The sequence below is a fragment of the Blastococcus jejuensis genome (assembly GCF_039534705.1).
Lineage (GTDB): Bacteria > Actinomycetota > Actinomycetes > Mycobacteriales > Geodermatophilaceae > Blastococcus_B > Blastococcus_B jejuensis.
The window spans coordinates 116,152-139,673 of sequence record NZ_BAAAVV010000009.1 but is presented as its reverse complement, the minus strand read 5'-3'; the positions used below and the strand labels follow the sequence as shown (position 1 = coordinate 139,673).

The window sequence follows — 23,522 nt, the reverse complement described above, 5'->3', positions numbered from 1 at the left end:
CTCCCGACTGTTCGACTACATCTGGGACTACAACAACCATCGGCTCCACTCGGCCCTCGGCTATCGCAGCCCCATCAGCTATGCCAAGCTCGCCGCCTAGCCGTCCGCCGAACCCGGGCAAGCCCAACGTCCATCATGTCCAGCACTGGGTCTACGGCGGGCCGACCTCGTGCGAGAACGGCGCCTTACTCTGCGAACGGCACCACACCGCCGTCCACGAGGGCGGCTTCACGATCGCCCGCGACGCCGGCACCGCCACCTGGCACACCTACCGGCCCAACGGCACGGAGATCGTCGTCCGAGCGACCGCCGCCGCCCTCCGGGCACCCCCCTGACCGACGCGGCGCCGGTCGGCCACTCACCGACCGGCGCCGCGCACCTCACCGAGAGTGGGTCACCTCACCGGCGAACCGGATCACCTCGTCCTGCGTGAACGCTGCTGGCGCCTGCACGACGAACGTCGTGCCGTCCGGGAACTGGGCCTGCAGGAACCATCCGCTGTCCAGCGGCCCGCCGCCGATCTGCACGAGGTGCGCCGGCCGGTCGTGCACCGTCACGTCGATCACCGGACCCACCGGCCCCATCAGCTCGCTGAGCAACCGGTCGGCGGGGATGACGTCCTCCGGCAGCGGGAGATGGACGTTCAGCGTCTGCTGCTCGTAGGCGTCGTCGACCAGGGTGAGGATGCGGTCGTCCTTGTAGGCGAGCACCGACCAACCGGCCGGGGCGAGGTGCACCTGCAGGGGGACGGGCTGAGGCTCGTCCACGAGGGCCCGGGCGAGGGCCACCAGCCGATCGCCGTCGTCGTACCGGCCCTGGCCGCTCACCTGCACCCAGAGGTCGTCGCGCCACTGCACCACCAGGTGGACGTAGGGACGCTCGACGTCGACGCACTCGGGTCCGGGACCGCCGCACACCAGATCCACGCCGGAGACCAGCTCGGCCTCGCGGTCGCCGATGGTGACCTCGTCGGTGCCGGTCACGTCGTACTGCTCCGGCTCCTCAGGGCTGACCTGGATCCCGAAACTCGATCCGCCGTCCCCGGTCCCGTAGCGCGCCTGCAGGATGCCCCCGGGGTCCGCACTGAACGTCGGCGTGAGTCCGGGGGGTACGGGAACCACGGACAGCGGGAAGACCGGCGGTTCGAAGGCCACCAGCGTGACGCCCGTCGGCGGCGGGCCTGGCTCGTCCGGGGCGCCGACGACGACGGCTGCGGTCCAGGCGGCCGCGGCGGTGGTGACGGCGAGGCCGATGCGCCACCGGGCCTTGGGGCTGGGGAGGCGGAACCTCCGCCGTCCGGAGTCCGAGGCCTCGATCTCCGCGAGCAGGGCGGCGCGAGCGGCCGACCTGGCAGCGGCGGTCAGCGGCGGCGCCTGGGGGCCGGCCTCACGGAGCAGCGTGATCTCGTTCATCGGTCCACCTCGGAGGTGTAGGCGGGGGCGAGGACGGCGCGGGTCTGCCGGCGCGCGCGGTTGAGCCGCGACCGCACCGTCCCGATGGGGACGTCGAGGGCTACGGCGATCTCCTCGTAGCCGAGCTGCCCCCAGGCGAAGAGCAGCAGCACGTCGCGGTCGCGCCCTGCGAGGCCGGCCAGGGCGGCGGCCAGCGGGCCGCGCAATGCCTCCGCGTCGACGCGGGCGTGCACGTCATCGGAGGCGTGCGCCGCCGCCGGGTCGGCTCCCGTGCGCGCCAGGGCGCGGTAGCGGCGTCGTTCGGCGCGCGCGTGGGCGTGCACCAGATTGGTCGCGATGCCGAGCAGCCACGGTCGGACGTCGACCCGCTCGGGCCGGTAGGCCGTCCGCCGTCGGAACGCGATCAGGAACGTCTCGCTGAGCAGGTCGTCGGCCAGTTCGCCGACCCGACGACCCAGGTAGCGGTGCACGGCCGCGGCGTGCCGGTCGAACAAGGCGGCGAACTGCTCGGGCTCGGCGACCGAGCGCGCGATCAGCTCGGTGTCGCCGGGCCCCGACGGGAGCGCGTGCAGGGACGGGGGACGGTCGGGTGAGGGCGGTCCGTCGGCCATCGGCACGAGGACGCTGCTCACGAGAGGTGATGATGCGGCGGCGGAGTGTGATCTGGTCACACCTGCTCATGTCCGGAGCGCCGTTTCGGGTTCACGCCGGGCCGGCGGGCACCTCGTCAGCGCTCAGGAGGCGGCGAGCACCCGCTCGTAGAACAGGGAGTCGGCAGCGTCCGACGAGCCCGCGTACGCGCCGAAGGCGGGGATCGGCCGGTAGCCCGCCTTCTCGTAGAGACCGACCGCTTCGGGCTGACGGGGGCCGGTCTCCAGCCGGAGGGTGGTCCAGCCACGGGCGTGGGCGGCGGCCTCGAGCTCGGACAGGACGACCTTCGACACCCCGCGCCCACGGGCCTCCGGCAGCACGTACATCCGCTTCAGCTCGGCCACGCCGTCGCCAAGATGCCGCAGCGCGCCACAGCCCACCACGGTGCCGTCGCCGGACCGGGCGACCAGCACGACGCTGACGTCGGCCGCCGAGGGCGGGGTGCCGGGCTCGCCGGCGCCGTCGTAGCGCGCGCGGAGCTCGACCTGCTGAGCCGCGGTGAGCCGTTGCACGTCCGCGTCGTCCCAGGCGGCCGGCTCCACGTGCACGCCGGTCACAGCGCGATGCCCCGCAGGAGCAGCGCGGCCAGCTCGCGGTACGCGGTCGCGTCGTCGAGGCCGGTGGCCCGCTGGGTGTCCCCCCGTCCGATGCGGAACATCAGCGTCGTCACCGTGTCGGCGATCAGGGACGGGTGGACCTCGCGGAAGCGGCCCTGGGCCACCCCGTCGGCGATCAGCGCCCGCACCCGCTCGGCGGCCATCGCGGTGTTGCGCTCGTAGACCTCGCGGCCGGGCGGGAACGAGTCGAGATCCCGATGGAAGGCCGGGCCGGCCGGGGCGAGGGCGCGGGCGACGGCGCTGAGATAGGCGGTGACCCGGCGAGCGGGGTCGACCTCGGTGACGGTGTCGGCCTCGACGGCCGCCGTCGCCTTGCGGAAGAAGTGCTTCACGACGCGGTGGGCCAGCTGTTCCTTGCTCCCGGCCAGCGCGTAGAGCGTGCTCTTGGAGCAGCGCAGGCGGAGGGCGAGATCCTCGAGGGTGAAGCGGGAGAACCCTTCGGCGAGGAACAGCGCCTCCAACTGGTCCAGCAGCTCCGCCTGGCGCCGGGTCAGCGCGTCGTCGGCGGCCGATGCGGTCGTCGTCATCGCGCTCCCTCCGATCCACCGGACGGACAACAGTACTGCGGTACCGTTCGCAGTACTGTCCAGCCTGCCGAGGAGTCCCGTGCCGATCGATCGTGAACTGCCCTCCCAGGAGGCAGCCGACCTCATCGCGCTCACCCGCGACCTGGCCGACGCCGAGCTCGCCCCCCACGCGGCGCAGTACGAGCGCGAGGAGCGGTTCCCCCGGGAGATCTTCACGAAGCTCGGCGAGGCCGGGCTGCTGGGGCTGCCCTTCAGCGAGGAGGTCGGCGGCGGTGGACAGCCCTACGCCGTCTACCTCCAGGTACTCGAGGAACTGTCGGCGCGGTGGGCGAGCGTGGCCCTCGGGGTGAGCGTCCACACCCTGGCGTGCTCCCCCATCGCCCAGTACGGCACCCAGGAGCAGAAGCGCGACCTGCTGCCGGAGATGGTCGGCGGCGGCCTCCTCGGCGCGTACTCGCTGAGCGAGGCCCACGCCGGGTCCGATGTCGCCTCCATGCGCGCCAGCGCTCAGCCCTCCGACGGCGGCTGGGTGGCCCGCGGGGAGAAGGCCTGGGTGACCCACGGCGGGCACGCGGACTTCTACACGACCTTCCTGCGCACCCCGGCCGACGGCGAGCGGGGCATCTCCTGCTTCCACCTCACCCCGGACCTGCCCGGGTTCAGCGCCGCGCGGCCCGAGGAGAAGATGGGCCTGACCGGCTCGACGACGGCGTCGCTCCGGCTCGACGACGTGCCGATCGCCGCCGACCGCCTGGTCGGCGAGCCCGGCCGCGGCATGGCCATCGCTCTGGGCGCGCTGGACTCCGGCCGGCTCGGCATCAGCGCCGTGGCCGTCGGGCTGGCCCAGTCGGCCCTCGACGTCGCCGTCCGCTACGCCGGTGAGCGTGAGGCGTTCGGCCGGCCGATCATCGACCACCAGGGCGTCGCCTTCCTGCTGGCCGACATGGCGGCGGCGGTCGAGTCCGCGCGGGCCACCTACCTCGTCGCGGCCCGCCGCAAGGACGCCGGCAAGCCGTACTCGCGGCAGGCCAGCATCGCCAAGCTCGTCGCCACCGACGCGGCGATGAAGGTGACCACCGACGCGGTCCAGGTGCTCGGCGGCGCGGGCTACACCCGGGAGTTCCCGGTGGAGCGCTACATGCGCGAGGCCAAGGTCATGCAGATCTTCGAGGGGACCAACCAGATCCAGCGGATGGTCATCGGCCGGTCGCTGGCCCAGGAGGCCGGCGGCCGCTGAGGACGGCGCCCGCTGAGGACGGTGCCAGCTGAGGACGGTGCGCGCTGAGGACGGTGCGCGCCGGCCACCGCGGTGTCGGTGCCCGGGTGCAGAGTGCCCCATGGCCTCCTTCAGCGACTTCGAGACCGAGGAACCAGAGCTCGCCGCCCGGGTGCGCCGGTCCTTCGACGCGCACGCGCACAAGTACCTCGCCACCCTGCGCCGCGACGGCTCGCCGAGGATCAGCGGCATAGAGATGCACTTCGTCGCGGGCGAACCATGGCTGGCCGGGATGCCGGGGTCGGTGAAGTTCACCGACCTGCGGCGCGACCCGCGGTTCGCCCTGCACAGCGGCAGCCCCGACCCGGAGGGCTTCGATGCCGACGCCAAGCTGTCGGGCCGCGCCACCCAGGTCACCGACGCCGACGAGCGACGTTCCTACGCTGCGGCGGCGGGCATCCCGCCCGGCGACATGGGCTTCGACCTGTACCGCGTCGACCTCGACCAGGCGGTGCTCGTCGCGCTCGACGACGAGAAGTCCGCCCTGATCGTCTCCTCCTGGCGGCCGGGACGAGGGGTGGCCCGTACCCGCCGGACCTGACGCGACGCGATCGTGGAGGTGGCTGGACGACCCGGGCCGGCGCGGCTCACACTGGCAACGCCCGTCCGAGGAGGAGCCCGATGCCCGAGCCGCACCTGCGCGCCGCCGATTCCGATCGTGCCGCGGTCGCCGAGGCGCTGGGCGAGCACATGTCCGCGGGTCGGCTCACCGTCGCCGAGTTCGACGAGCGCCTCGGCCGGGCCTACGCGGCCAAGACCTACGGCGAGCTCGACGAGCTGACCTCCGATCTCCCGCCCCTCAGCCGCTCGACCCCCGTGCCGGTCGCCCCGGCTCAGCCGGCGCACGTGGGCGCGTGCGGTCCCGCGAGCCACTGGGCCGGCGGTTGGGAGCTGAACCACGCCTGGCGGGCCTGGCTGACCACCAGCCTGATCGTGCTCACCGTCTGGGGTGTCACGTCGCTGGCGAACTGGCAGTTCATCTACTTCTGGCCGGTGTGGGTGATCGGCCCCTGGGGCGCCGTCCTGCTCGCCCAGACGCTCACCGGCCGCGGCGACGACGATGACGACCGCACGTGCGGGCCGCACCGCCACCTGAGCGCCTGAACAGCCGGAGCCTCAGCCCACGGCTGAGCCCAGGACGGCGTGCTCGGCGGCCGCGAGCTCCGCTCCCAGTGCCGCGACCAGGAGGTCCGGATCGGGCAGGACGGCGTCGTCCGTGCCGAAGCCGAAGGTCACGCCGCCCCCGTAGCTGAAGATGCAGACGGTCAGGCCCTGATGGCCGCTGCAGGGCGCCCACGCCACCGTCCCCTCCACCCGCGCGCCGGCGATCGCCATCGGCTCGCGCGGGCCGGGCACGTTCGTCAGCACCCCCACGGCCTTGTCGGCCATGAACCGGCTGGCCGCCGTCCCCAGCACCGAGGGGCTGCGCGCGATGCCCCACGCCATCCCGTAGGTGAGCACCGGCTCCCAGGACTGCCGGATCCGCACCATGCGGCGGTGCACCTCGGCCAACCGCTCCCGGAAGCCGGCGGGGCCGTGCGGGAGGACGGCGAGCACCAGCGCGAAGTGGTTGCCGAGCTCGGGCGGCGGCTCGCGGTCGGCGGCCTGGAGGTTCACCGGCACCATCCAGGCCAGGTCGTCGTCGCCCGGGCGCATGCTCCGCCGACCGAGCGGAGCGTCGTCCAGGTACCGGGAGACGGCCCCGGCGACCAGGGTCGTGCACACGTCGTTGACCGTCGTGCCGGTGGCGTGGGCCATCCGGCTGAGAGCGTCGAGCGGCACCTGCTCCGTCCACGCCACCGACTTCGCGACCCCGGGCCGGCCGTCGAGGACGCTGTCGGGATTCGACCACAGCGCGATCTTGACCAGGCTGCCGAGCGTGCGGAGCAGGCTCATCCCGCTCCCGGCCGGTTCGGGCAGGGGAGTCACGGGCGACCGCCGGCCCACCCGGGCGCTGAGCGTCACGTCCTCGCCGTCGACCGGGTCGAGCAGTCCGAGCATCACCTGCGTGAGCCGTACGCCGTCGGCCATGGCGTGGTGGTACCGCTGCACCAGGGCACTGCCGCCGCGGTAACCCTGCAGCAGGTGGACCCGCCACAGCGGGTGCGCCAGGTCGAGCGGGGTGCCGCGCTGCGCGCCGACGAAGGCCTGCAGCGCCGCCTGGTCGCCGGGCGCCGGCACCGTGCCGACGACGAGGTGCCGGTCGAGGTCGAAGTCGTCGTCGTCCACCCACGACCCCGAGCGCAGCACGCCGTCGTGCAGCACGGGCCGCTGGCGGAAGACCGGATAGCGCGCGAGCAGCCGCTCCCGGAGCAGGGCGCGCAGCCGGTCGGGGTCGATCGGCGTCGCCGTCCACAGCAGCGAGGTGATCACCATCAGATTGCTGGGCCGGTCGAGCTCGAGCCAGAGGCTGTCCTGCGGGGACATCTCGCGAGCGACCACGGATCGAGACTGCCCGCCCGCCGGCCGGAGCTCCAGGAGCCGAACGCCCCCGACGGGAGCGCCGGACGTCCCGACGGGGGTCGCACCGGGCGGCGGGGGACCGTGGGCGCCGCGGCACCCTCCGATCGGGTGGGACGGCTCGAGGTCGCCCGGTCACCTGCCGATGCCTGGTCCGTGACACTCCATCCGGCACTCCGAGCGCGGGACCCCCGCGGGGCGGCGCACACGATCGCGCTCGTCCTCGGGGTGTGCGCGGTGGTGCTCGGGCTGTACGCCGTGCTGGGTCCCGATGTCTTCACCCGGGAGATCCGGGCGGTCATCTGGCCGAGCACGATCGTGTGCGGTGTCTTCGCCCCCGTGTTCGCGCTGGTCCCACCCGAGCGGCTGGACCGCGCCGGCGTCTTCGTGATCTTCGCCGTCCTCGGCACCAGCAACCTCTGCCTGTGCATCGTCCTCATGGGCAGGACCTCGATCGGGACGCACTTCTTCCTCGCGCTGGCCGTCCTCTACGCCGGGTTCCACCTGCGCACCGCGGCGGTCGTGCTCGTGACGGCGACCGCCCTGATCGGGGACGCCGTCGTGCTCCTGGTCCTGGAGCCGCTGGACGCGGCGGTCACCGACCTGCTCCTCTCCGGCCTGACCCTGGTCGTGATGGCGGCCTTGCTCATCCGGAGCGGGCAGACGCGGGACCGGCTCGTCGCCGAACTGGAGCGGCAGGCGGCGGTCGACGCCCTCACGGGCCTGGTCACCCGGCGGGCCTTCGACGAGACGCTCGCCGCGGCCCTCACCGGCCCGACGCCCGCCGAGGGCAACGCGCTCGTGCTGGTCGACGTGGACGAGTTCAAGACCATCAACGACCGGCACGGGCACCCGGTGGGCGACGACACGCTCGTGCACCTGGCCACGGTCATCACCGGCTGCCTCCGGTCCGGCGACGCCGTGGTCAGCCGACTGGGCGGTGACGAGCTCGCTCTCCTGCTGCCCGGCTGCCCACCCGAGGTCGCCGCGCGCCGGGCCGAGCAGCTGCTGGACGCCGTCCGGGCCGCGCCGCTGCTGCTCCCCGACGGGACCCTGCTGGCCCTCTCGGTCAGCCTCGGGGTGGCGCACGCACCGGCCCACGCCGACGATCTGCGCGCGCTCTACGCCGCCGCCGACGCGGCACTCTACGAGGCCAAGCGGGCCGGCCGCGGGCGCGTGGCGGTCGCCGCGGCCTGACCGGTCCCGCACCCTCGCCGGACCTGCCGGCCCGGCCCCAGCGGGTGGCTCACGAACGACGAAGGGCGCCCCTGGGGGCGCCCTTCGAGTGTGGGCAAGGGGGGAGTTGAACCCCCACGTCCTTTCGGACACACGGACCTGAACCGTGCGCGTCTGCCATTCCGCCACTTGCCCTGGCGAGCGCCGAGAGTAACAGTCTCCGAGCGTGACCCGGCCGGGGGGGCGGTCGTTGGCCGGTCATCCAGGAGATCATGCGGGGCGTCGCGAGTTCCATCGCAGTCTGCGGTGCGCGGCCCGGCTACGATCACCGATGGCACAGCGGTATGTCCGGCCGAACGCAAAGGAGCGACTGTGGGTGTGCTGCAGCGCTTCGAGCGACGGCTCGAAGGCATGGTCGGCCTGGCGTTCGCCCGGATCTTCAAGGGCAAGGTGCACCCCGCCGAGATCGCCAAGGCCCTGCAGCGGGAGGCGGACGAACAGCGCTCCGTGATGGGCGAGGGCCGCGTGCTGGCGCCCAACGTCTACGTCGTCCGGCTGGGCCCCACCGATTTCGAGCACCTGGGCCAGTGGTCCGACCAGCTCGCCGCCGAGCTCGCCGACATGGTCTCCGAGCACATCGACGACGAGGGCTACCAGGTCTTCGACTCGGTCTCGGTCCGCCTCGAGCGCGACGGCGACCTGCCCACCGGCGTCTTCGAGGTCAGCTCGCACGTGGCCGACCCGGCCCGGCCGACGTCCCGCGAGGACGTCGCCCTGGCGCCCCCGCTGCCCGCGCCGCCGCTGAACGGTCACCCCGCGCTCCCGCCGCTGCCCCCGCTGCGCGGGCGCGTCGCCAGCGACACCGGCAAGCAGGGCCCGGCCGCCTTCGTCGGGCGGGCCGGCTCCAAGCCGGGCATCACGCACGTGCTCGTGGTCGACGGCCCGGGCACCCGCCACGAGCTCACCACCGGGCGCAACGTGATCGGCCGCGGCACCGAGGCCGACATCCGGCTCCCCGACACCGGCGTCAGCCGCAAGCACGTCGACGTCGTCCTCGACGGCGGCACCGCGACGGTGGAGGACCTCGGGTCGACCAACGGCACGCTGGTCAACGGCCGCCGGGTCAGCCGGCAGGCCCTGGCCGACGGCGACGTCATCCGCATCGGTCACTCGGTGCTCGTCTACCGGCAGGACGGCGCGTGAGGAACCTGACGAGGTTCCTCACGAGCTTCCCCGCGCGACGCCCCTACTCCGCGGGGGTCGTGCGATGACGCCCGAGATCGTCGTGCAGATCTTCCGCTTCGGCTTCCTGCTGCTGCTGTGGCTGTTCATCTTCGCCGCCTTCCGCGTCGTCCGCGCCGACCTGTTCGGCGGGCGCGCGGGGCGCGTGACCGCCGTCCCGCCGCGGGCCGCGGCCACGAAGAAGCGCGGCCAGAAGGGCCCACGCACCCTCGTGGTCACCGCCGGCCCGCTGAGCGGCACCAAGATCACCCTCGGTGACCAGCCGATCCTGATCGGCCGGGCCGACGACTCGACGCTCGTCCTCACCGACGACTTCGCCAGCTCCCGGCACGCCCGCCTGACCAACCGGGGCGGCCAGTGGTACGTCGAGGACCTCGGCTCGACGAACGGCACGTACCTCGACCAGCAGCGGGTGCAGGGGCCGCTGCTGGTCGCCCCAGGCCAGCCGATCCGCATCGGCCAGACCGCGCTGGAGCTGCGTTCATGAGTCTCGTGCTGCGCTACGCGGCGCGCTCCGATCGCGGCCTCATCCGCGGCAACAACCAGGACTCGGTCTACGCCGGGCCCCGGCTGCTGGCGGTCGCCGACGGGATGGGCGGGCACGCGGCCGGCGACGTCGCCAGCAAGGTCGTCATCGCCGCCCTCGAGCACCTCGACGGCGACGTGCCGGGCGGCGACATGCTGCAGGCGATGCGCGAGGCCGTCTTCGAGGGCAGCGAGCACCTGCGCGAGGTGATCCGCGAGTCGCCCCAGCTCGAGGGCATGGGGACGACGCTCACCGCGATCCTCTTCGCCGGCGGCCGGCTGGCGCTGTGCCATGTCGGCGACTCCCGCGCCTACCTGCTGCGCGACGGTCAGCTCAGCCAGATCACCCACGACGACACGTTCGTCCAGACGCTGATCGACGACGGCCGGATCACGCAGGAAGAGGCCAACAGCCACCCGCAGCGCTCGCTGCTGCTGCGCGCCCTCAACGGTCAGGACGTCGACCCCGACCTGTCGATGCGCGAGGCCCGCGCCGGCGACCGCTACCTGCTCTGCTCCGACGGCCTGTCGGGTGTGGTCAGCGAGGAGACCCTCGCCGAGGCCCTGCTCGACCCCGACCCGCAGTCGACGGCCGACCGGCTCATCGAGCTCGCGCTGCGCAGCGGCGGCCCTGACAACGTCACGGTGATCGTGGCCGACGTCGTCGAGGACGGCGGGCGCGGCCCGTCCCTGATCGAGCCGGTCATCGACGGCGCCGCGGGCGGCAACGTCGGCCAGCGCCAGGTCGACGCACGGTCCGCGGCCGGGCGCGCGGCCCTGGCCGACCCGCCGCCCCCTCCGCCGCCCCCGCCCACACCGCCGACGGGCGGTGGCCCCTCCGCCCGCCGCCGCCCGCTGCGCCTCATCCTCGTGGCGGTGACCGTCCTCGCGCTGCTCGTGGCGGGGTCGATCGGTACCTATGCCTGGGCGCTCCAGCACTGGTTCGTGGGTGTGGAGGGCACGGGGGACAGCGAGCACGTCGCCGTCTTCCGCGGCCTCGACGTCTCGATCGTGGGCTTCGACCTGTTCGAGGTCGACGACGCCACCGATCTGGCGGTCATGGACCTCACCCCCGCGGCCCGCAGCCGGGTGCGCGGTGGCATCACCGCCGACGACGCCGACGACGCGGCGCGCATCCTGGCCGCGCTGCGTGACCAGCGCCTCCCGCTGTGCCCGAGCGCCACCGGGGGCAAGTCCGCCGAGGACGAGACCACCACGACCTCGCCGTCCCGTCCGACGGTGCCCCCGAGCAGCGGTACGGCCGCCGGGCCGACGACGACCGAGCCCGGCGGCGCGACGGCCTCGGAGACGACTCCCGCACCGTCGGCGTCAACACCGTCGACGTCGGCCCGGACGACGTCGTCGTCCGTGCCGGGGGTGAACTGCCGGGAGGCCAAGTGACGCTCGGGCCCAGCACCGATCCGCGGGTGACCGCGGCCGGTGCCGCCCCACCCAAGCGGCGCGGCACCGAGGCCGCCCTGCTCGGCTTCGCCGTCCTGATCACCGTCGCCGCCCAGTGCATCGTCGATCTCACCGTCACCGGGTCGCTGCGCGCCGAGATGGCCACGTTCAGCATCTGGATCACCCTGTTGTGGGTCGCCGCGCACCTCGTCGTCCGCCGGTTCGCCCCGTACGCCGATCCGCTGCTGCTGCCGACGGTCGCGCTGCTGGTCGGCCTCGGCCTGGCGGTGATCCACCGGCTGGACCTCGCCGCCGAGCAGATCGACAGCCAGATCACCCGCGAGGACGCCCCGGTCCAGCTCATCTGGGCCACCCTCGGTGTCGCCCTGTTCATCGGGCTGCTGATCGTCGTCCGCGACCACCGCACGCTGTCCCGCTTCGCCTACACCCTGGCGCTGGCGGGTCTGGCCCTGCTCGCCCTGCCGGCGGTCCTGCCCGCGAGCATCTCCGAGGTCAACGGCGCCAAGATCTGGATCCGGGTCGCCGGCTTCTCCATCCAGCCCGGCGAGTTCGCCAAGATCTGCCTGGTCGTCTTCTTCGCCGCCTACCTGGTCGACAAGCGCGACGTGCTGGCACTGGCCAGCCGCAAGGTGATGGGCGTGGAGCTCCCGCGCGGGCGCGACCTCGGCCCGGTGCTGGTGGCGTGGGTGCTGTCGATCCTGGTGCTGGTCTTCGAGCGCGACCTCGGCAGCTCGCTGCTGCTGTTCGGCATCTTCGTGGTGATGCTCTACGTCGCCACGGAGCGGTCCAGCTGGCTGCTCATCGGGGTCGGCCTGTTCGCCGGCGGCGCGATGATCGCCTACCAGATCTTCGGCCACGTCCAGGCCCGCGTGGACACCTGGCTGGACCCGTTCGCCTACCAGGACGGCGCCGGCTACCAGCTGGTCCAGTCGCTGTTCGGCCTGGGCACCGGCGGGCTGTTCGGCACCGGCCTGGGTGGCGGGCGGCCGGACCAGGTGCCGGTGGCGAAGAGCGACTTCATCGCCTCGGCCATCGGCGAGGAGCTCGGCCTGTTCGGCCTGGTCGCGGTGATCGTCGTCTACCTGATCCTGGTCGAGCGCGGCCTGCGCACCTCGCTGATCGTCCGGGACGCCTTCGGCAAGCTGCTGGCAGCCGGGCTCGCGTTCGCCGTCGCCTGGCAGGTCTTCGTCGTCCTCGGCGGGGTGACCGGGCTGCTGCCGCTCACCGGCCTGACGACGCCGTTCCTCGCCTACGGCGGTTCCTCGCTGGTCGCCAACTTCGTGCTGGTCGCGGTGCTGGTCCGCATCAGCGACGCCGCGCGCCGGCCGGCCGCCCCGCAGGCGGCCCCGCCGCCCCGGCTCGGCGACGCGCCGACCGAGGTCGTGAAGCAGTGAACGCACCGCTGCGCCGGGTCGCTATCAGTGTGCTCGTCCTGTTCACGCTGCTGATCATCAACGTCAACTACATCCAGGTCGTCCGCTCCGAGAAGCTGCGCAACAACGCCAGCAACACCCGCGTCCTGGCCGAGGAGTACGACCGGGAGCGCGGCGCGATCGTCGTCGGCGGCACCAACGTCGCCGAGTCCGTGCCCACCGGCGACCGGCTCGCCTATCTGCGCCAGTACCCGCAGGGCCCGCTCTACGCGGCGGTCACCGGCTACTACTCGCTGATCTACAGCCGCACGGGCATCGAACGCGCCGAGAACGACCTGCTCGCCGGGTCCGACTCGCGGCTGTTCGTCCGCCGGCTGGCCGACCTGTTCACCGGCCGCGACCCCTCCGGCGGCGACGTCGTCCTCACCCTCGACCCGGCCGTGCAGCAGGCCGCCATGGCGGGCCTCGAGGGCGTGACCGGCGCGGTCGTGGCCCTGGACCCCTCCACCGGGGCGGTCCTGGGCATGGCCAGCACGCCCACCTACGACCCGACGCAGCTGTCCAGCCACGACCCGGACGCCATCCGCGCCTACTGGGACTCCCTCGAGCAGCAGTCCCCCGACCCGCGGCTGAACCGGGCCATCGCCGACAACTACCCGCCTGGGTCGCTGTTCAAGGTGATCGTGTCGGCCGCCGCGCTCGAGGACGGCTACCGGCCCGACACGGTGATCCCCGCGCCGGACGTGCTCACCCTGCCGAACACCTCCACCACGCTGGAGAACTTCAACGGCAGCATCTGCGACCCCAGCGGCGAGCAGCAGCTGATCCGGGCGCTGACCATCTCGTGCAACACCGCGTTCGCCCAGCTGGGCATCGACCTCGGCGAGGACCGGATCCGGGAGATGTCCGAGGCGTTCGGGCTGGACGGCGAGAGCTTCGACATCCCGCTCCGCGTCGAGCCCAGCGGCATCGGCGACATCGAGAGCGAGGCCGCCCTCGGGCAGACCTCGATCGGGCAGCGCGACGTCCGCATGACCCCGCTCCAGGCAGCGATGGTCGCCGCCGCGGTGGCCAACGACGGCACCCTGATGACGCCCTACCTCGTCGACCAGGTGCGGGCCCCGGACCTGTCGGTGCTGGACCAGACCGACCCCGAGGTGTTCAGCGAGCCCGTCTCCGAGGACGTCGCCGGGCAGCTGACCGAGATGATGCGCAGCGTCGTCGACAACGGCTCGGGACGCGCCGCGCAGATCCCCGGGGTTCAGGTCGCCGGGAAGACGGGAACAGCACAGGTGCGGGAGGACGTTCCCGACCACAACTGGTTCATCGGCTTCGCACCGGCCGATGACCCGACGATCGCCGTGGCCGTGTTCGTCGCCAATGGTGGCGGGACGGGCGGGGACGTGTCCGCACCGATCGCCCGTCAGGTCATGCAGGCCTATCTGGAAGGGCAGGGAGGCTGATGGCGCTCTCCACCGGCGCCCTGCTGGCCGACCGTTACGAGATCACCGCACCCATCGCCACCGGCGGCATGGGCGAGGTGTGGAAGGCGCGCGACCGGGTCCTCGACCGCGTCGTCGCCGCGAAGGTGCTGCGCAGCGAGTACACCGGCGACCCGAGCTTCCTGGCCCGCTTCCGCAACGAGGCCCGCCACACCGCCGGGCTGACGCACCCGAACATCGCCTCGGTCTACGACTACGGCGAGACCGTCGACGAGTCCGGCACCCAGCAGCTGGCCTTCCTGGTCATGGAGTTCGTCGAGGGCCAGCCGCTCGTGACGATCCTGCACGACGAGGGGCAGCTGCCGGTCGACTGGACGCTGCACGTCCTCAGCCAGTCCGCCGACGGGCTGTCGGCCGCCCACCGTGCGGGCGTCGTCCACCGCGACATCAAGCCCGGCAACCTCATGGTCCGCCCCGACGGCGTGGTCAAGCTGACCGACTTCGGCATCGCCCAGGCCCGCGACGCCACGCCGCTCACCCGCACCGGCATGGTCGTGGGCACCGCCCAGTACCTGTCCCCCGAGCAGGCCCAGGGCATGGAGGTCACCGCCGCCTCCGACGTCTACTCGCTCGGCGTCGTCGCCTACGAGTGCCTGGCCGGCGTCCGCCCGTTCGACGGCGCCTCGCAGGTGGCCATCGCCCTGGCGCACATCAACCGGCCCCCGCCACCGCTCCCGGCGCACGTGCCTCCCGCCGTGCGGCTGCTCGTCGAGCGGGCGCTGGCCAAGGACCCCGCCGATCGGTTCCCCGACGGCGGGGCGTTCGCCGAGGCGATCCGCCGCGTCGCCGCGGGTGGGTCGCTGGCGGCCGCCGGGGCGCCGGCCACGGCACCCGCCCCCGCGGTCGGCGGGGACGCGCTGGCCGACGGCCGGACCCAGGTCTTCGGCGCCGCCACCGCCGCCGCGCTGGCGGCCGGGGCCGCCGGCGCAGCGTCCCCGCCCATGGGCCCGGCCTCCCGCGCCGCCCCCCCGCCGACCGGCCCGGCCGGCCCCATGCCCCCGCTGCAGGCTCCGCCCGACGACTACTGGGGCCCCGAGGACGACGAACCGCCGTCCGGCCGGAGTCGCCGCGCCCTGTGGATCGCGGCCGCCGCCGTGCTGGTGCTCCTGCTCGCCGGTGGTGCCTGGTTCCTGTTCGGCCCGGCCGGCGACGGCGGCGACGACGGGCGCTCGGGCTCGACCACGTCGGCGGAGAGCACCGCCACCGCGTTCACCATCGACCTGGCCGCCTACGTGGGCCGCGACGCCGACGAGGTGCAGGCCGAGCTCGAGGGCGAGGGGTTCACCGTCCGCCAGGCGGATGCGTCGGACGCGACGGTCGCCGAGGCCTCCGAGCAGTTCGCCGAGGAGCTCGACGCCGGGGAGGTCGCCGACATCGACCCGTCGGGGGCCGACGTGCCGACGACGGCTGCCGTGACGCTCTACGTGGTGCCCGAGGGCGACGACGACGACGGCGGGGAGACCACCGCCCCGGAGACCACCGCTCCCACGACGAGCAGCAGCCCGGAGACGACGTCCAGCGTGCCCACCACGACGTCGGCGCCCCCCACGACGACCGAGTCGTCGCCCAGCGACACCGGGTCGCCGACGCTCAGCGGCACGACCGCCACGGACACGACGACGACGTCTACGACGCCGCCCGAGGATCCCGCCGCTGGTGCCACTGGTCCGGGTGGGCCCGAGTGATCCCGTTCCACCGTGGCGCCCGGGATTCCGGGTCGCAGATGGTTAGGCTCCCGGACGGCGCGGTCCCGACCGTCGGACTGCCCCTGGGCCGCGGGCCGATCGGCCCCGCAGCCCGGCTGCTCGGCGCGGCCCGCGCCCGGACGACGCACCGCCCCGCCCGAGAGGACCGTCGATGACCACGCCGCAGGTGCTCGGGGAGCGCTACGAGATCGGTGGCGTGCTCGGCCGCGGCGGCATGGCGGAGGTGCACCGCGGCCGTGACCTGCGTCTGGGCCGCGAGGTCGCCGTCAAGGTGCTGCGCAGCGACCTGGCCCGCGACCCGTCCTTCCAGGTGCGCTTCCGCCGCGAGGCGCAGGCCGCCGCGTCGCTGAACCACCCGGCGATCGTCGCCGTCTACGACACCGGCGAGGACCGCACCCCCACCGGCGCGACCCCCTACATCGTCATGGAGTACGTCGAGGGCGAGACGCTGCGCGACGTGCTGCGCCGGGAGGGCCCGCTGCCCCCCGAGCGGGCGATGAGCCTGGCCGCCGACATCTGCGGCGCCCTGGACTTCAGCCACCGCAACGGCATCGTGCACCGCGACGTGAAGCCCGGGAACGTGATGATCACGCCCCAGGGCTCGGTCAAGGTCATGGACTTCGGCATCGCCCGCGCGGTCTCCGACTCGGCCGCCACGATGACCTCCACCGCCGCCGTCATCGGCACCGCCCAGTACCTCTCGCCCGAGCAGGCCCGCGGCGAGGGCGTCGACGCCCGGTCCGACGTCTACTCCCTGGGCTGCCTGCTCTACGAGCTCGTCACCGGCGCGCCCCCGTTCACCGGCGACTCCCCGGTGGCGGTGGCCTACCAGCACGTCCGCGAGGACCCGCGGCTGCCGTCGTCGATCAACCCGCGCGTCCCGGCCGAGCTCGACGCGATCCTGCTCAAGGCGATGAGCAAGAACCCGGCCAACCGCTACCAGTCGGCCGCCGACATGCGCAGCGACCTCCTGCGGGCGCTGGCCGGCCAGCGGGTCGAGGCCACCCCCGTGATGGGCGACGCCGAGAAGACGGCGATCATCGGCGGCCCGGTCGGCGGCTACGGCTACGACCGGGACGACGAGGACTGGGACGACGAGGAGGCCCGCCGCCGCAAGCGCCGGATCATCGCGATCGTCTCGGTTCTCGCCGTGCTGCTGGTCGGCGGAGCGATCCTCGCCGCGGTGCTGCTCAGCGGTGACGACGAGCCGACGTCACCGACGGTGCAGCAGGTCGCCGTCCCCCAGCTGGTCGGCATGCCGCAGGCCGACGCCGAGGCGGCCATCACGGGCGCCGGGCTCGAGGTCGGCGACATCAGCACGCGCGCCAGCTCCGAGGAGCAGGCGGGGCAGGTCCTCGAGTCCACGCCGGCCAGCGGCGCCCAGGTCGACGAGGGCAGCGAGGTCGACCTGGTCGTCGGCGCCGGCCCGGACACCCTGGCCGTCCCGAACGTGGTGAACCTGCTCGAGCAGGAGGCCGTCGACAACCTCGAGGCCGCGGGCTTCACGGGAAACATCAACATCCGCGAGGTCGACTCCCTCGTCGAGGAGGGCCGGGTCGTCTCGGTCACCCCCGCGCAGGGATCGCAGGCGCCGCCGGACGGCACGATCACGCTGGAGATCTCCAGCGGCACCCTCCCGCTGCCCGACGTCTCCGGTCAGAGCGAGGAGGCCGCCCGCGCGACCCTCACCGGTGCCGGGTTCTCGGCCAACCAGATCACCACGTCCAACGTGGAGCGCGACGACGTCGCCCCGGGCACCGTCGTCGGCACCGAGCCGGGCGCCAACACCCCGGTGGCCGCCGGCGACACGATCAACCTGCTCGTGGCGGTCGGGGTGCCGCCCGAGACGACGACCCCGACCACCACTCCGCCGATCAGCACCCCGAGCGTGACGCCCGCCGGCGGCTGAACCGGGGGACCGCCTCTAGGCGGTCGACGCCGAGAGGCGCTGCACGGCGGCCTCGGCACTGGCCACCGCAGCGGGGTCGGGGGCGAGGCCGCACGTCTCCAGCCAGGTGGCCAGCATGCGGTGGCCACCCTCGGTGAGCACCGATTCCGGGTGGAACTGCACGCCCTCGATCGGCAGCTCGCGGTGCCGCAGCGCCATGACGATCCCCGACGACGTCCGCCCGGTGACCTCGAGCTCGTCGGGCACGGTGGCCGGGTCGACCGCGAGGGAGTGGTAGCGGGTCGCGGTGAACGGTGAGGGCAGCCCCGCCAGGACACCGGCCCCCTCGTGCAGCACCTCGCTGGTCTTGCCGTGCAGCAGCTCCGGAGCGCGCACGACGACCGCGCCGAAGGCCTCGGCGATGGCCTGGTGGCCCAGGCAGACCCCCAGCACCGGCGTGCCGGCCTCTGCGGCGGCGCGCACCATCGGCACGGTCACCCCGGCAGCCTTCGGGGTCCCGGGGCCGGGGGAGAGCAGCACCCCGGCGACGTCCAGGTCGGCGAGCTCCTCGACCGTCACGGCGTCGTTGCGGCGCACGACGCACCGGACGCCCAGCTGGCCGAGGTACTGGACGAGGTTGTAGACGAAGCTGTCGAAGTTGTCGACGACGAGCACCGGGCGGCCGGCTGTCTGGCTCACAACGAAACTCCCGGGTCGGTGCCTGCCTCAGCGGCCGTGGCTCAGCGGGCCCCGTCACTGGGCCCTGGCGTACTCCATGGCCAGCGGCCCATCGTAGGCGGGCACCCTGACCTCGGGTTGCTCGATGACCTCGAAGGTGAGTCCGAACGCCTCCACGGCCTGCTCGAACACGGCCACCTGGGGCGAGGCGGCGAGCTGGGAGCGCGCGGCATCGGCGTCGACGATCGCCATGATGACGAAGGGCGGCGAGTAGGTGCGTCCCTGCAGCAGCAGGGTGTTGCCGACGCACCGGACGGCACTGGTGGCGATCAGCCGCTGGTCCATGATCGCCACACCGTCGGCCGCGGCGGCCCACAGGGCGTTCACCACCGCCTGCACGTCGGACTGGTGGATCACCAGGTCGTCGGGGCGCGCGCCCGTGGGCAGGCTGCCGTCGGGACGCGACGGCGCGTCGTCGAGCGTGATGACCAGCCCGCGCCCGGCGAGGGGGACCAGCCCGGCCGACAGCTCCCCGTGCCGGCCCTCGTCCTGCGCAGCGGCGACCGCGCCGTCGCGGGAGCCCGCCTGCTCGGTCAAGCGCTGGACCTGGCTCTCGAGGTCGGCCAACTGCTCGCGCTGGACGGCGAGCGCGTCGTCGCGCTGCTCGATGAGCTGGGAGAGGTCGGCGACCTCCCCGGCCCGCAGGTCCGTGCCCAGAGCCGTGCGCCCGGAGGTGGCGAACAGCAGCCCGGCGGCCACCGCGACGACCGGCACCAGGGCGCTCCACGCGGAGGGACGCCGACCACGGAACAGCGATCGCGCCACGGTCACCTCCTGGGGCTCGAGGGGCCTGCCGACCCCCACCGGGGGATGCCGCCACCGTGGCGGCGGGCTTCCGTCGTCGGAGAAGCTTAGGCTGGGGAGAGTTTGCGGCCGGGGACGACGCCCGGCCCCCCGGAGGGAGTTCGCGCGGTGCCCAAGTCCAAGGTGCGCAAGAAGTCGGTCTACACCCCGCCGGAGGGCGTGCTGCAGTCCCGGTCCAGCCAGGCGAAGGCCGCCCAGCCCAGCCCGCGCTGGTTCGCGCCCCTGATGATCGGGCTGATGCTCGTCGGGCTGCTGTGGATCGTCGTCTACTACGTGGCCGGCGACCGCATCCCCCTGATGGTGACGCTGGAGGCCTGGAACTTCGCGATCGGTTTCGGAGCCATGGTGGCCGGCCTGATCATGTCGATGCGCTGGCGCTGACGACGGCCCCTTCCGTCCCCGCCGGTGGCGGGACCCAGCAGCAAGCACTACCCGAGGCCCTCGTCCCCACTGGGGACGGGGGCCTCTGTCGTCGCGGCCCGCGGGGACTGTGCACAGCCGAGCGCTTCGTCCACAGGTCGACTTGGCGCTCCACCCCCAGGGTTGTCCACCGAGTGTGGAGAGACGGAACGGGTCCGCACCCTGCTGACCTGCGACGACGCGTCCCGTGGGACGGATGTGACGACACCTCCACGCAGGTAACTACACCCGTGTGAGTCTGTCCCCAGCTGTGTACCCAGCTGTGGATGTGTCGACATGCGGTGACCCGGGAGCGCTCGCCGATGGGCGGGCCGCTGACCCGTCGTACCCCTGCTGACCTGCGCCTACACGCGTGGCGGTGACTGTGGGAAACGACTTCCGGACGGACTGGTCCGCTATGGCTTCGTCGTCCTCCGGACGACACCGCGGCCAGGTGCCGTCCCCTTCCTGCGTGGAGCCCTTCCTGTCGTGCCTGCGCGGACCCTCCGGGCCCACTCGGCACGACAACCTCGCAGGGCGGCTCGCCTTCCTCACCTTCCTCACCTTCCTCGCCGTCCCCCGCCGGGTGCCGCCGTGTGGTCACTGCGGCCGCGGCGCACCGCGGCACTACGCACCCTGCCGCGGTACCGGACGTCGCCCCACAGAAATGCCGACAGCCCCCGACTCCGTCGTGGAGTCGGGGGCTGTGGACGCGCGGGATCAGGCGGAGAGCAGCTCCAGGATGGTGGCGTTGGCCATGCCGCCGCCCTCGCACATCGTCTGCAGCCCGTAGCGGGTGCCGGTCGCCTGCATGCGGTGGATGAGCGTGGTCATGATCCGCGCGCCCGAGCCGCCCAGCGGGTGGCCCAGGGCGATCGCGCCACCGTTGGGGTTGAGCCGGGACGCGTCCGCGCCGACATCGGCCATCCACGCCAGCGGCACCGGGGCGAACGCCTCGTTGACCTCGTAGATGCCGATGTCGTCGATCGAGAGACCCGAACGGGCGAGCACCTTCTGGGTGGCCGGGATCGGCGCGGTCAGCATGATGACCGGGTCGTCGCCGGCCATGACCGTGGTGTGCACGCGCACGATCGGTCGCAGGCCGAGCTCGGCCGCCTTCTCGCTGGTGGTGACGAGCAGGGCCGCCGACCCGTCGGAGATCTGGCTGGCGTTGCCGGCGCTGATGACGCCGTCCTCCTTGAAGGGGGTCTTCAGCGAGCCCAGCTTCTCCAGCGTGCCCCCGGGGCGGATGCCCTCATCGGCGCTGACCACCGTGCCGTCCGGCGTGGTCACCGGGGCGATCTCCTCGTCGAAGGCGCCGTCGGCCTGCGCCTTGGCCGCCTTCTCGTGCGAGGCGAGCGAGAACTCGTCGAGCTGGGTGCGGGAGAAGCCCCAGCGCTCGGCGATCATCTCCGCGCCGATCCCCTGGTTCGGGAAGACGCCGCCGTAGCGGGCGAGGAACGTCGGTCCCATCGGCGTGCCCGTGCCTTCGACCCCGTAGGTGGAGCCCATCGGCACCCGGCTCATCGACTCGACACCACCGGCGACGACGACGTCGGCCTGACCGCTGATCACGGTCGCGGCCGCGAAGGCGACGGCCTGCTGGGAGGACCCGCACTGCCGGTCGATCGTCGTGCCCGTCACCGTCTCCGGCCAGCCCGCCGCCAGCGGGGCGTTCCGGCCGATGTTGAACGTCTGCTCCCCCACCTGGCTCACGCAGCCCCAGAACACGTCGTCGACGACGGCCGGGTCGATGCCGGAGCGCTCGGCGAGGGCCTTGAGCACGTGCGCGGACAGGTCGACGGCGTGGACCCCGGAGAGCCCTCCCCCGCGCTTGCCCACCGGCGTACGGACGGCGGCACAGATGACGGCATCACGCATGGACCCACTCCTCGTCGATGTCGGGTCGAGCTGGGGAGGACACGGCGGCCTGCACCCGACTCGATCGTAGGACGTCCGATCAAGCTGGCAGGCTGGGGGCGTGCAGTGGTCCCCGCGCCCAGCCGAGACCGGTGCCCTCGCGGCCATCGGGCTGGGCCTCGGCCTCGCCGTCCTCGTCGTGGACGCGGCCGGCAAGGTGCTGCTCGGCACGGCCGCGGTGCTCGTGCTCGCCCTCGTCGCCCGCGACGTCGTGGCCCGCCCGCGCCTGTCCGCCGGTCCCGACGGCGTCCACGTGCGCGGCTGGTCGTCCTGGCGGCACCTGCCGTGGCCGCTGCTGCGCGTGCGCGTCCGGGAGACCCGGCGGCTGGGGATCCGCGGCCGGACGCTGGAACTCGACACGGCTGCCGGACCCGACGACGACGGCGTCCTGGTCGTCCTGGGCCGGCGGGACCTCGGCGCGGACCCCGAGCAGGTGGCGCGCGAGCTGCGCGCGCTGGACCCGACCGCCGGTCGCTAGAGGTCCAGCACCGCCACCGTCGGCACGGCGACGGCCACCGCCAGCAGCAGGACGGCCAGGCACACCAGCGCGACGACCTGCACCTGGGCACGGCGCCGGGTGAGCAGCAGCAGGCCGGCCGTGACGGCGCCGGCCGCCAGCCCGCCGAGGTGACCGAGCAGCGAGACGCCGGGCAGGAAGCTGATCATGACGTTGATGGCCAGCAGGGTGAGCAACCCGCGCAGGTCCTGCCGGCGGGCCACCATGAGCACGCCGAGACCCCCGAGCAGCCCGTAGATCGCTGTGGAGGCCCCAGCCACGGCCGCGCGGGGGTCGCCGAACAGCTGGATGGCGACCGCACCCCCGAGGGCGGAGAGCAGGTAGAGGGCGAGGAAGCGCCAGCGGCCGAGCTGGCGCTCCAGTTCGGAACCGAAGACCAGCAGGGCCAGCATGTTCATGACCAGGTGGACCGGCCCGATGTGCAGGAACGCCGCGGTGCCGATCCGCCACCACTCCCCGAACAGCGTGACCCCGTAGGGCCACTGCGAGAGCGCGTCGAAGACGGGCGACCGGTAGTTGTCCAGCGGCGAACTGCCGACCGACGCCGCGGACACCGCCGTCACCAGGAACATGGCGACGTTGGCGGCGATCAGCGTCAGGGTGACCGCACCCCACCGGCGCCCCGCCGCGCGCAACCCGCTGCCGCGCCGGGGGGCCCGGACGGTGGCCCGCCCCTCCCGGATGCACTCGGGGCACTGGAAGCCCACCGAGGCCGGCGTCATGCACTCGTGGCAGATGGGCCGCCCGCAGCGCACGCAGGACACCCCGGTCGGTCGATCGGGGTGCCGGTAGCAGGTGGTGGTCGGGGGCGCCGGCTGGTGCTCGGTCAGCTGCGCTGGACCTCGACGGACTCGATGACCACGTCGTCGACGGGTCGGTCGTTGCGGCCGGTCGGTACTGCGGCGATCCGGTCGACGACGTCGCGGGAGGCCTGGTCGGCCACCTCACCGAAGATCGAGTGCTTGCGGTTCAGGTGCGGGGTGGGGCCGACGGTGATGAAGAACTGCGACCCGTTGGTGCCCGGACCCGCGTTGGCCATGGCCAGCAGGTAGGGGCGGTCGAAGGACAGCTCGGGGTGGAACTCGTCGCCGAACTGGTAGCCCGGGCCGCCGAAGCCCTGCCCGAGCGGGTCGCCGCCCTGGATCATGAAGCCGGAGATGATCCTGTGGAAGATCGTCCCGTCGTACAGCGGGTCGGTGGTCTTCTGGCGGGTCTCCGGATGCGTCCACTCGCGACGACCCTCGGCCAGGTCGGCGAAGTTGGCGACCGTCTTCGGGGCGTGGTCGGGGAACAGGTCGACGGTGATGTCACCGTGGTTGGTGTGCAGGACGGCACGCCGTGCCGGCGAGTTCGATGCGTCAGTCACC

General features: G+C 73.4%; 25 protein-coding genes and 1 tRNA gene. 15 read left to right on the top strand and 11 right to left on the bottom strand.

Annotated features, from left to right (window positions below):
* Window positions 1-7 precede the first annotated feature (7 nt).
* Both ABD644_RS22730 and ABD644_RS17570 read left to right on the top strand, forming a co-directional pair.
* Window positions 8-100, top strand: a complete 93-nt coding sequence (locus ABD644_RS22730; RefSeq protein WP_425547417.1) for an IS3 family transposase — start codon at window positions 8-10, stop codon at window positions 98-100.
* The gene (locus tag ABD644_RS17570; RefSeq protein WP_344690295.1) at window positions 81-335 is read left to right on the top strand and encodes an HNH endonuclease; all 255 of its coding nucleotides are present in this window, start codon (window positions 81-83) and stop codon (window positions 333-335) included. Before ABD644_RS22730 ends, ABD644_RS17570 begins: the two co-directional genes overlap by 20 nt.
* A 45-nt stretch (window positions 336-380) precedes the next feature.
* On the opposite strand, the gene ABD644_RS17565 is transcribed toward ABD644_RS17570, so the two are convergent.
* From ABD644_RS17565 to ABD644_RS17550, 4 genes are all read right to left on the bottom strand, one after another.
* Window positions 381-1,412, bottom strand: coding sequence for a hypothetical protein (locus ABD644_RS17565; RefSeq protein WP_344690294.1), 1,032 nt, complete (start codon window positions 1,410-1,412; stop codon window positions 381-383).
* Window positions 1,409-2,044 (bottom strand): RNA polymerase sigma factor, encoded by a 636-nt coding sequence (locus tag ABD644_RS17560; RefSeq protein ID WP_344690293.1) that lies wholly within the window; start codon window positions 2,042-2,044, stop codon window positions 1,409-1,411. Before ABD644_RS17560 ends, ABD644_RS17565 begins: the two co-directional genes overlap by 4 nt.
* Before the next feature lie 102 nt (window positions 2,045-2,146).
* Window positions 2,147-2,620 (bottom strand): GNAT family N-acetyltransferase, encoded by a 474-nt coding sequence (locus tag ABD644_RS17555; RefSeq protein ID WP_344690292.1) that lies wholly within the window; start codon window positions 2,618-2,620, stop codon window positions 2,147-2,149.
* The gene (locus tag ABD644_RS17550) at window positions 2,617-3,207 is read right to left on the bottom strand and encodes a TetR/AcrR family transcriptional regulator (protein WP_344690291.1); all 591 of its coding nucleotides are present in this window, start codon (window positions 3,205-3,207) and stop codon (window positions 2,617-2,619) included. The genes ABD644_RS17555 and ABD644_RS17550 overlap by 4 nt, the downstream gene beginning before the upstream one ends.
* Window positions 3,208-3,286: 79 nt before the next feature.
* On the opposite strand from ABD644_RS17550, the gene ABD644_RS17545 reads away from it, so the two are divergent.
* From ABD644_RS17545 to ABD644_RS17535, 3 genes are all read left to right on the top strand, one after another.
* Window positions 3,287-4,444, top strand: a complete 1,158-nt coding sequence (locus ABD644_RS17545) for an acyl-CoA dehydrogenase family protein (RefSeq protein ID WP_344690290.1) — start codon at window positions 3,287-3,289, stop codon at window positions 4,442-4,444.
* A 100-nt stretch (window positions 4,445-4,544) separates the two neighbouring features.
* Window positions 4,545-5,024: a pyridoxamine 5'-phosphate oxidase family protein gene (locus ABD644_RS17540; protein ID WP_344690288.1), complete on the top strand. Its 480-nt coding sequence runs from the start codon at window positions 4,545-4,547 to the stop codon at window positions 5,022-5,024.
* 80 nt (window positions 5,025-5,104) lie between these two features.
* A complete protein-coding gene (locus ABD644_RS17535) occupies window positions 5,105-5,587 on the top strand; it encodes a DUF1707 SHOCT-like domain-containing protein (RefSeq protein WP_344690287.1) in 483 nt (160 codons plus the stop codon).
* 12 nt (window positions 5,588-5,599) lie between these two features.
* On the opposite strand, the gene ABD644_RS17530 is transcribed toward ABD644_RS17535, so the two are convergent.
* Window positions 5,600-6,925 (bottom strand): WS/DGAT domain-containing protein, encoded by a 1,326-nt coding sequence (locus ABD644_RS17530; protein WP_344690286.1) that lies wholly within the window; start codon window positions 6,923-6,925, stop codon window positions 5,600-5,602.
* A 174-nt stretch (window positions 6,926-7,099) separates the two neighbouring features.
* Between ABD644_RS17530 and ABD644_RS17525 the strand changes: the two genes are divergently transcribed.
* A complete protein-coding gene (locus ABD644_RS17525) occupies window positions 7,100-8,140 on the top strand; it encodes a GGDEF domain-containing protein (RefSeq protein ID WP_344690285.1) in 1,041 nt (346 codons plus the stop codon).
* A gap of 91 nt (window positions 8,141-8,231) precedes the next feature.
* Here ABD644_RS17525 and ABD644_RS17520 read toward each other — a convergent pair.
* Window positions 8,232-8,314 (bottom strand) — tRNA-Leu (locus ABD644_RS17520).
* Between the two features lie 177 nt (window positions 8,315-8,491).
* Between ABD644_RS17520 and ABD644_RS17515 the strand changes: the two genes are divergently transcribed.
* The 7 genes from ABD644_RS17515 to pknB all read left to right on the top strand — a co-directional run bounded on the left by ABD644_RS17515 (window position 8,492) and on the right by pknB (window position 17,798).
* On the top strand, window positions 8,492-9,322 hold the full coding sequence (locus ABD644_RS17515; protein ID WP_344690284.1) for an FHA domain-containing protein: 831 nt from the start codon (window positions 8,492-8,494) through the stop codon (window positions 9,320-9,322).
* A gap of 64 nt (window positions 9,323-9,386) precedes the next feature.
* On the top strand, window positions 9,387-9,848 hold the full coding sequence (locus ABD644_RS17510) for an FHA domain-containing protein FhaB/FipA (protein ID WP_344690283.1): 462 nt from the start codon (window positions 9,387-9,389) through the stop codon (window positions 9,846-9,848).
* Window positions 9,845-11,287 carry a PP2C family protein-serine/threonine phosphatase gene (locus ABD644_RS17505; protein WP_344690282.1) on the top strand — a complete coding sequence of 481 codons (1,443 nt, stop codon included), beginning with the start codon at window positions 9,845-9,847 and terminating at the stop codon, window positions 11,285-11,287. Before ABD644_RS17510 ends, ABD644_RS17505 begins: the two co-directional genes overlap by 4 nt.
* A complete protein-coding gene (locus tag ABD644_RS17500; RefSeq protein ID WP_344690281.1) occupies window positions 11,284-12,702 on the top strand; it encodes an FtsW/RodA/SpoVE family cell cycle protein in 1,419 nt (472 codons plus the stop codon). Before ABD644_RS17505 ends, ABD644_RS17500 begins: the two co-directional genes overlap by 4 nt.
* The gene (locus ABD644_RS17495) at window positions 12,699-14,144 is read left to right on the top strand and encodes a peptidoglycan D,D-transpeptidase FtsI family protein (RefSeq protein ID WP_344690280.1); all 1,446 of its coding nucleotides are present in this window, start codon (window positions 12,699-12,701) and stop codon (window positions 14,142-14,144) included. The genes ABD644_RS17500 and ABD644_RS17495 overlap by 4 nt, the downstream gene beginning before the upstream one ends.
* Entirely contained in the window at window positions 14,144-15,868 is a 1,725-nt protein-coding gene (locus ABD644_RS17490; protein WP_344690279.1) for a serine/threonine-protein kinase, read from the top strand. The genes ABD644_RS17495 and ABD644_RS17490 overlap by 1 nt, the downstream gene beginning before the upstream one ends.
* 172 nt (window positions 15,869-16,040) lie before the next feature.
* A complete protein-coding gene (gene pknB, locus ABD644_RS17485) occupies window positions 16,041-17,798 on the top strand; it encodes a Stk1 family PASTA domain-containing Ser/Thr kinase (RefSeq protein WP_344690278.1) in 1,758 nt (585 codons plus the stop codon).
* 15 nt (window positions 17,799-17,813) lie between these two features.
* Here pknB and ABD644_RS17480 read toward each other — a convergent pair whose 3' ends face one another.
* Window positions 17,814-18,476: an aminodeoxychorismate/anthranilate synthase component II gene (locus ABD644_RS17480; RefSeq protein ID WP_344690277.1), complete on the bottom strand. Its 663-nt coding sequence runs from the start codon at window positions 18,474-18,476 to the stop codon at window positions 17,814-17,816.
* Window positions 18,477-18,530: 54 nt separating this feature from the next.
* Window positions 18,531-19,280 carry a DUF881 domain-containing protein gene (locus ABD644_RS17475; protein WP_344690276.1) on the bottom strand — a complete coding sequence of 250 codons (750 nt, stop codon included), beginning with the start codon at window positions 19,278-19,280 and terminating at the stop codon, window positions 18,531-18,533.
* A gap of 147 nt (window positions 19,281-19,427) precedes the next feature.
* Here ABD644_RS17475 and crgA point away from each other — a divergent pair, with 147 nt between their 5' ends.
* Complete coding sequence (gene crgA, locus ABD644_RS17470; RefSeq protein ID WP_344690275.1) at window positions 19,428-19,700, top strand: cell division protein CrgA; 273 nt, start codon at window positions 19,428-19,430, stop codon at window positions 19,698-19,700.
* A gap of 738 nt (window positions 19,701-20,438) precedes the next feature.
* Here crgA and ABD644_RS17465 read toward each other — a convergent pair.
* The gene (locus ABD644_RS17465) at window positions 20,439-21,599 is read right to left on the bottom strand and encodes a thiolase family protein (RefSeq protein WP_344690274.1); all 1,161 of its coding nucleotides are present in this window, start codon (window positions 21,597-21,599) and stop codon (window positions 20,439-20,441) included.
* 100 nt (window positions 21,600-21,699) lie between these two features.
* Between ABD644_RS17465 and ABD644_RS17460 the strand changes: the two genes are divergently transcribed.
* The gene (locus tag ABD644_RS17460) at window positions 21,700-22,116 is read left to right on the top strand and encodes a PH domain-containing protein (protein WP_344690273.1); all 417 of its coding nucleotides are present in this window, start codon (window positions 21,700-21,702) and stop codon (window positions 22,114-22,116) included.
* Here the strand turns inward: ABD644_RS17460 and ABD644_RS17455 are convergent.
* Window positions 22,113-22,877, bottom strand: coding sequence for a rhomboid family intramembrane serine protease (locus ABD644_RS17455; RefSeq protein WP_344690271.1), 765 nt, complete (start codon window positions 22,875-22,877; stop codon window positions 22,113-22,115). The genes ABD644_RS17460 and ABD644_RS17455 overlap by 4 nt on opposite strands.
* 104 nt (window positions 22,878-22,981) lie before the next feature.
* Complete coding sequence (locus tag ABD644_RS17450) at window positions 22,982-23,521, bottom strand: peptidylprolyl isomerase (RefSeq protein ID WP_344690270.1); 540 nt, start codon at window positions 23,519-23,521, stop codon at window positions 22,982-22,984.
* Between the last annotated feature and the right edge of the window lies 1 nt (window position 23,522).

Bases quoted from the DNA above. Each gene is read 5' to 3' on its own strand.
- ABD644_RS17570 (WP_344690295.1), top strand. From the start codon at position 81: ATGCCAAGCTCGCCGCCTAGCCGTCCGCCGAACCCGGGCAAGCCCAAC.
- ABD644_RS17565 (WP_344690294.1), bottom strand. From the start codon at position 1,412: ATGAACGAGATCACGCTGCTCCGTGAGGCCGGCCCCCAGGCGCCGCCG.
- ABD644_RS17550 (WP_344690291.1), bottom strand. From the start codon at position 3,207: ATGACGACGACCGCATCGGCCGCCGACGACGCGCTGACCCGGCGCCAG.
- ABD644_RS17540 (WP_344690288.1), top strand. From the start codon at position 4,545: ATGGCCTCCTTCAGCGACTTCGAGACCGAGGAACCAGAGCTCGCCGCC.
- ABD644_RS17535 (WP_344690287.1), top strand. From the start codon at position 5,105: ATGCCCGAGCCGCACCTGCGCGCCGCCGATTCCGATCGTGCCGCGGTC.
- ABD644_RS17510 (WP_344690283.1), top strand. From the start codon at position 9,387: ATGACGCCCGAGATCGTCGTGCAGATCTTCCGCTTCGGCTTCCTGCTG.
- ABD644_RS17505 (WP_344690282.1), top strand. From the start codon at position 9,845: ATGAGTCTCGTGCTGCGCTACGCGGCGCGCTCCGATCGCGGCCTCATC.
- ABD644_RS17490 (WP_344690279.1), top strand. From the start codon at position 14,144: ATGGCGCTCTCCACCGGCGCCCTGCTGGCCGACCGTTACGAGATCACC.
- pknB (WP_344690278.1), top strand. From the start codon at position 16,041: ATGACCACGCCGCAGGTGCTCGGGGAGCGCTACGAGATCGGTGGCGTG.
- ABD644_RS17465 (WP_344690274.1), bottom strand. From the start codon at position 21,599: ATGCGTGATGCCGTCATCTGTGCCGCCGTCCGTACGCCGGTGGGCAAG.
- ABD644_RS17455 (WP_344690271.1), bottom strand. From the start codon at position 22,877: ATGACGCCGGCCTCGGTGGGCTTCCAGTGCCCCGAGTGCATCCGGGAG.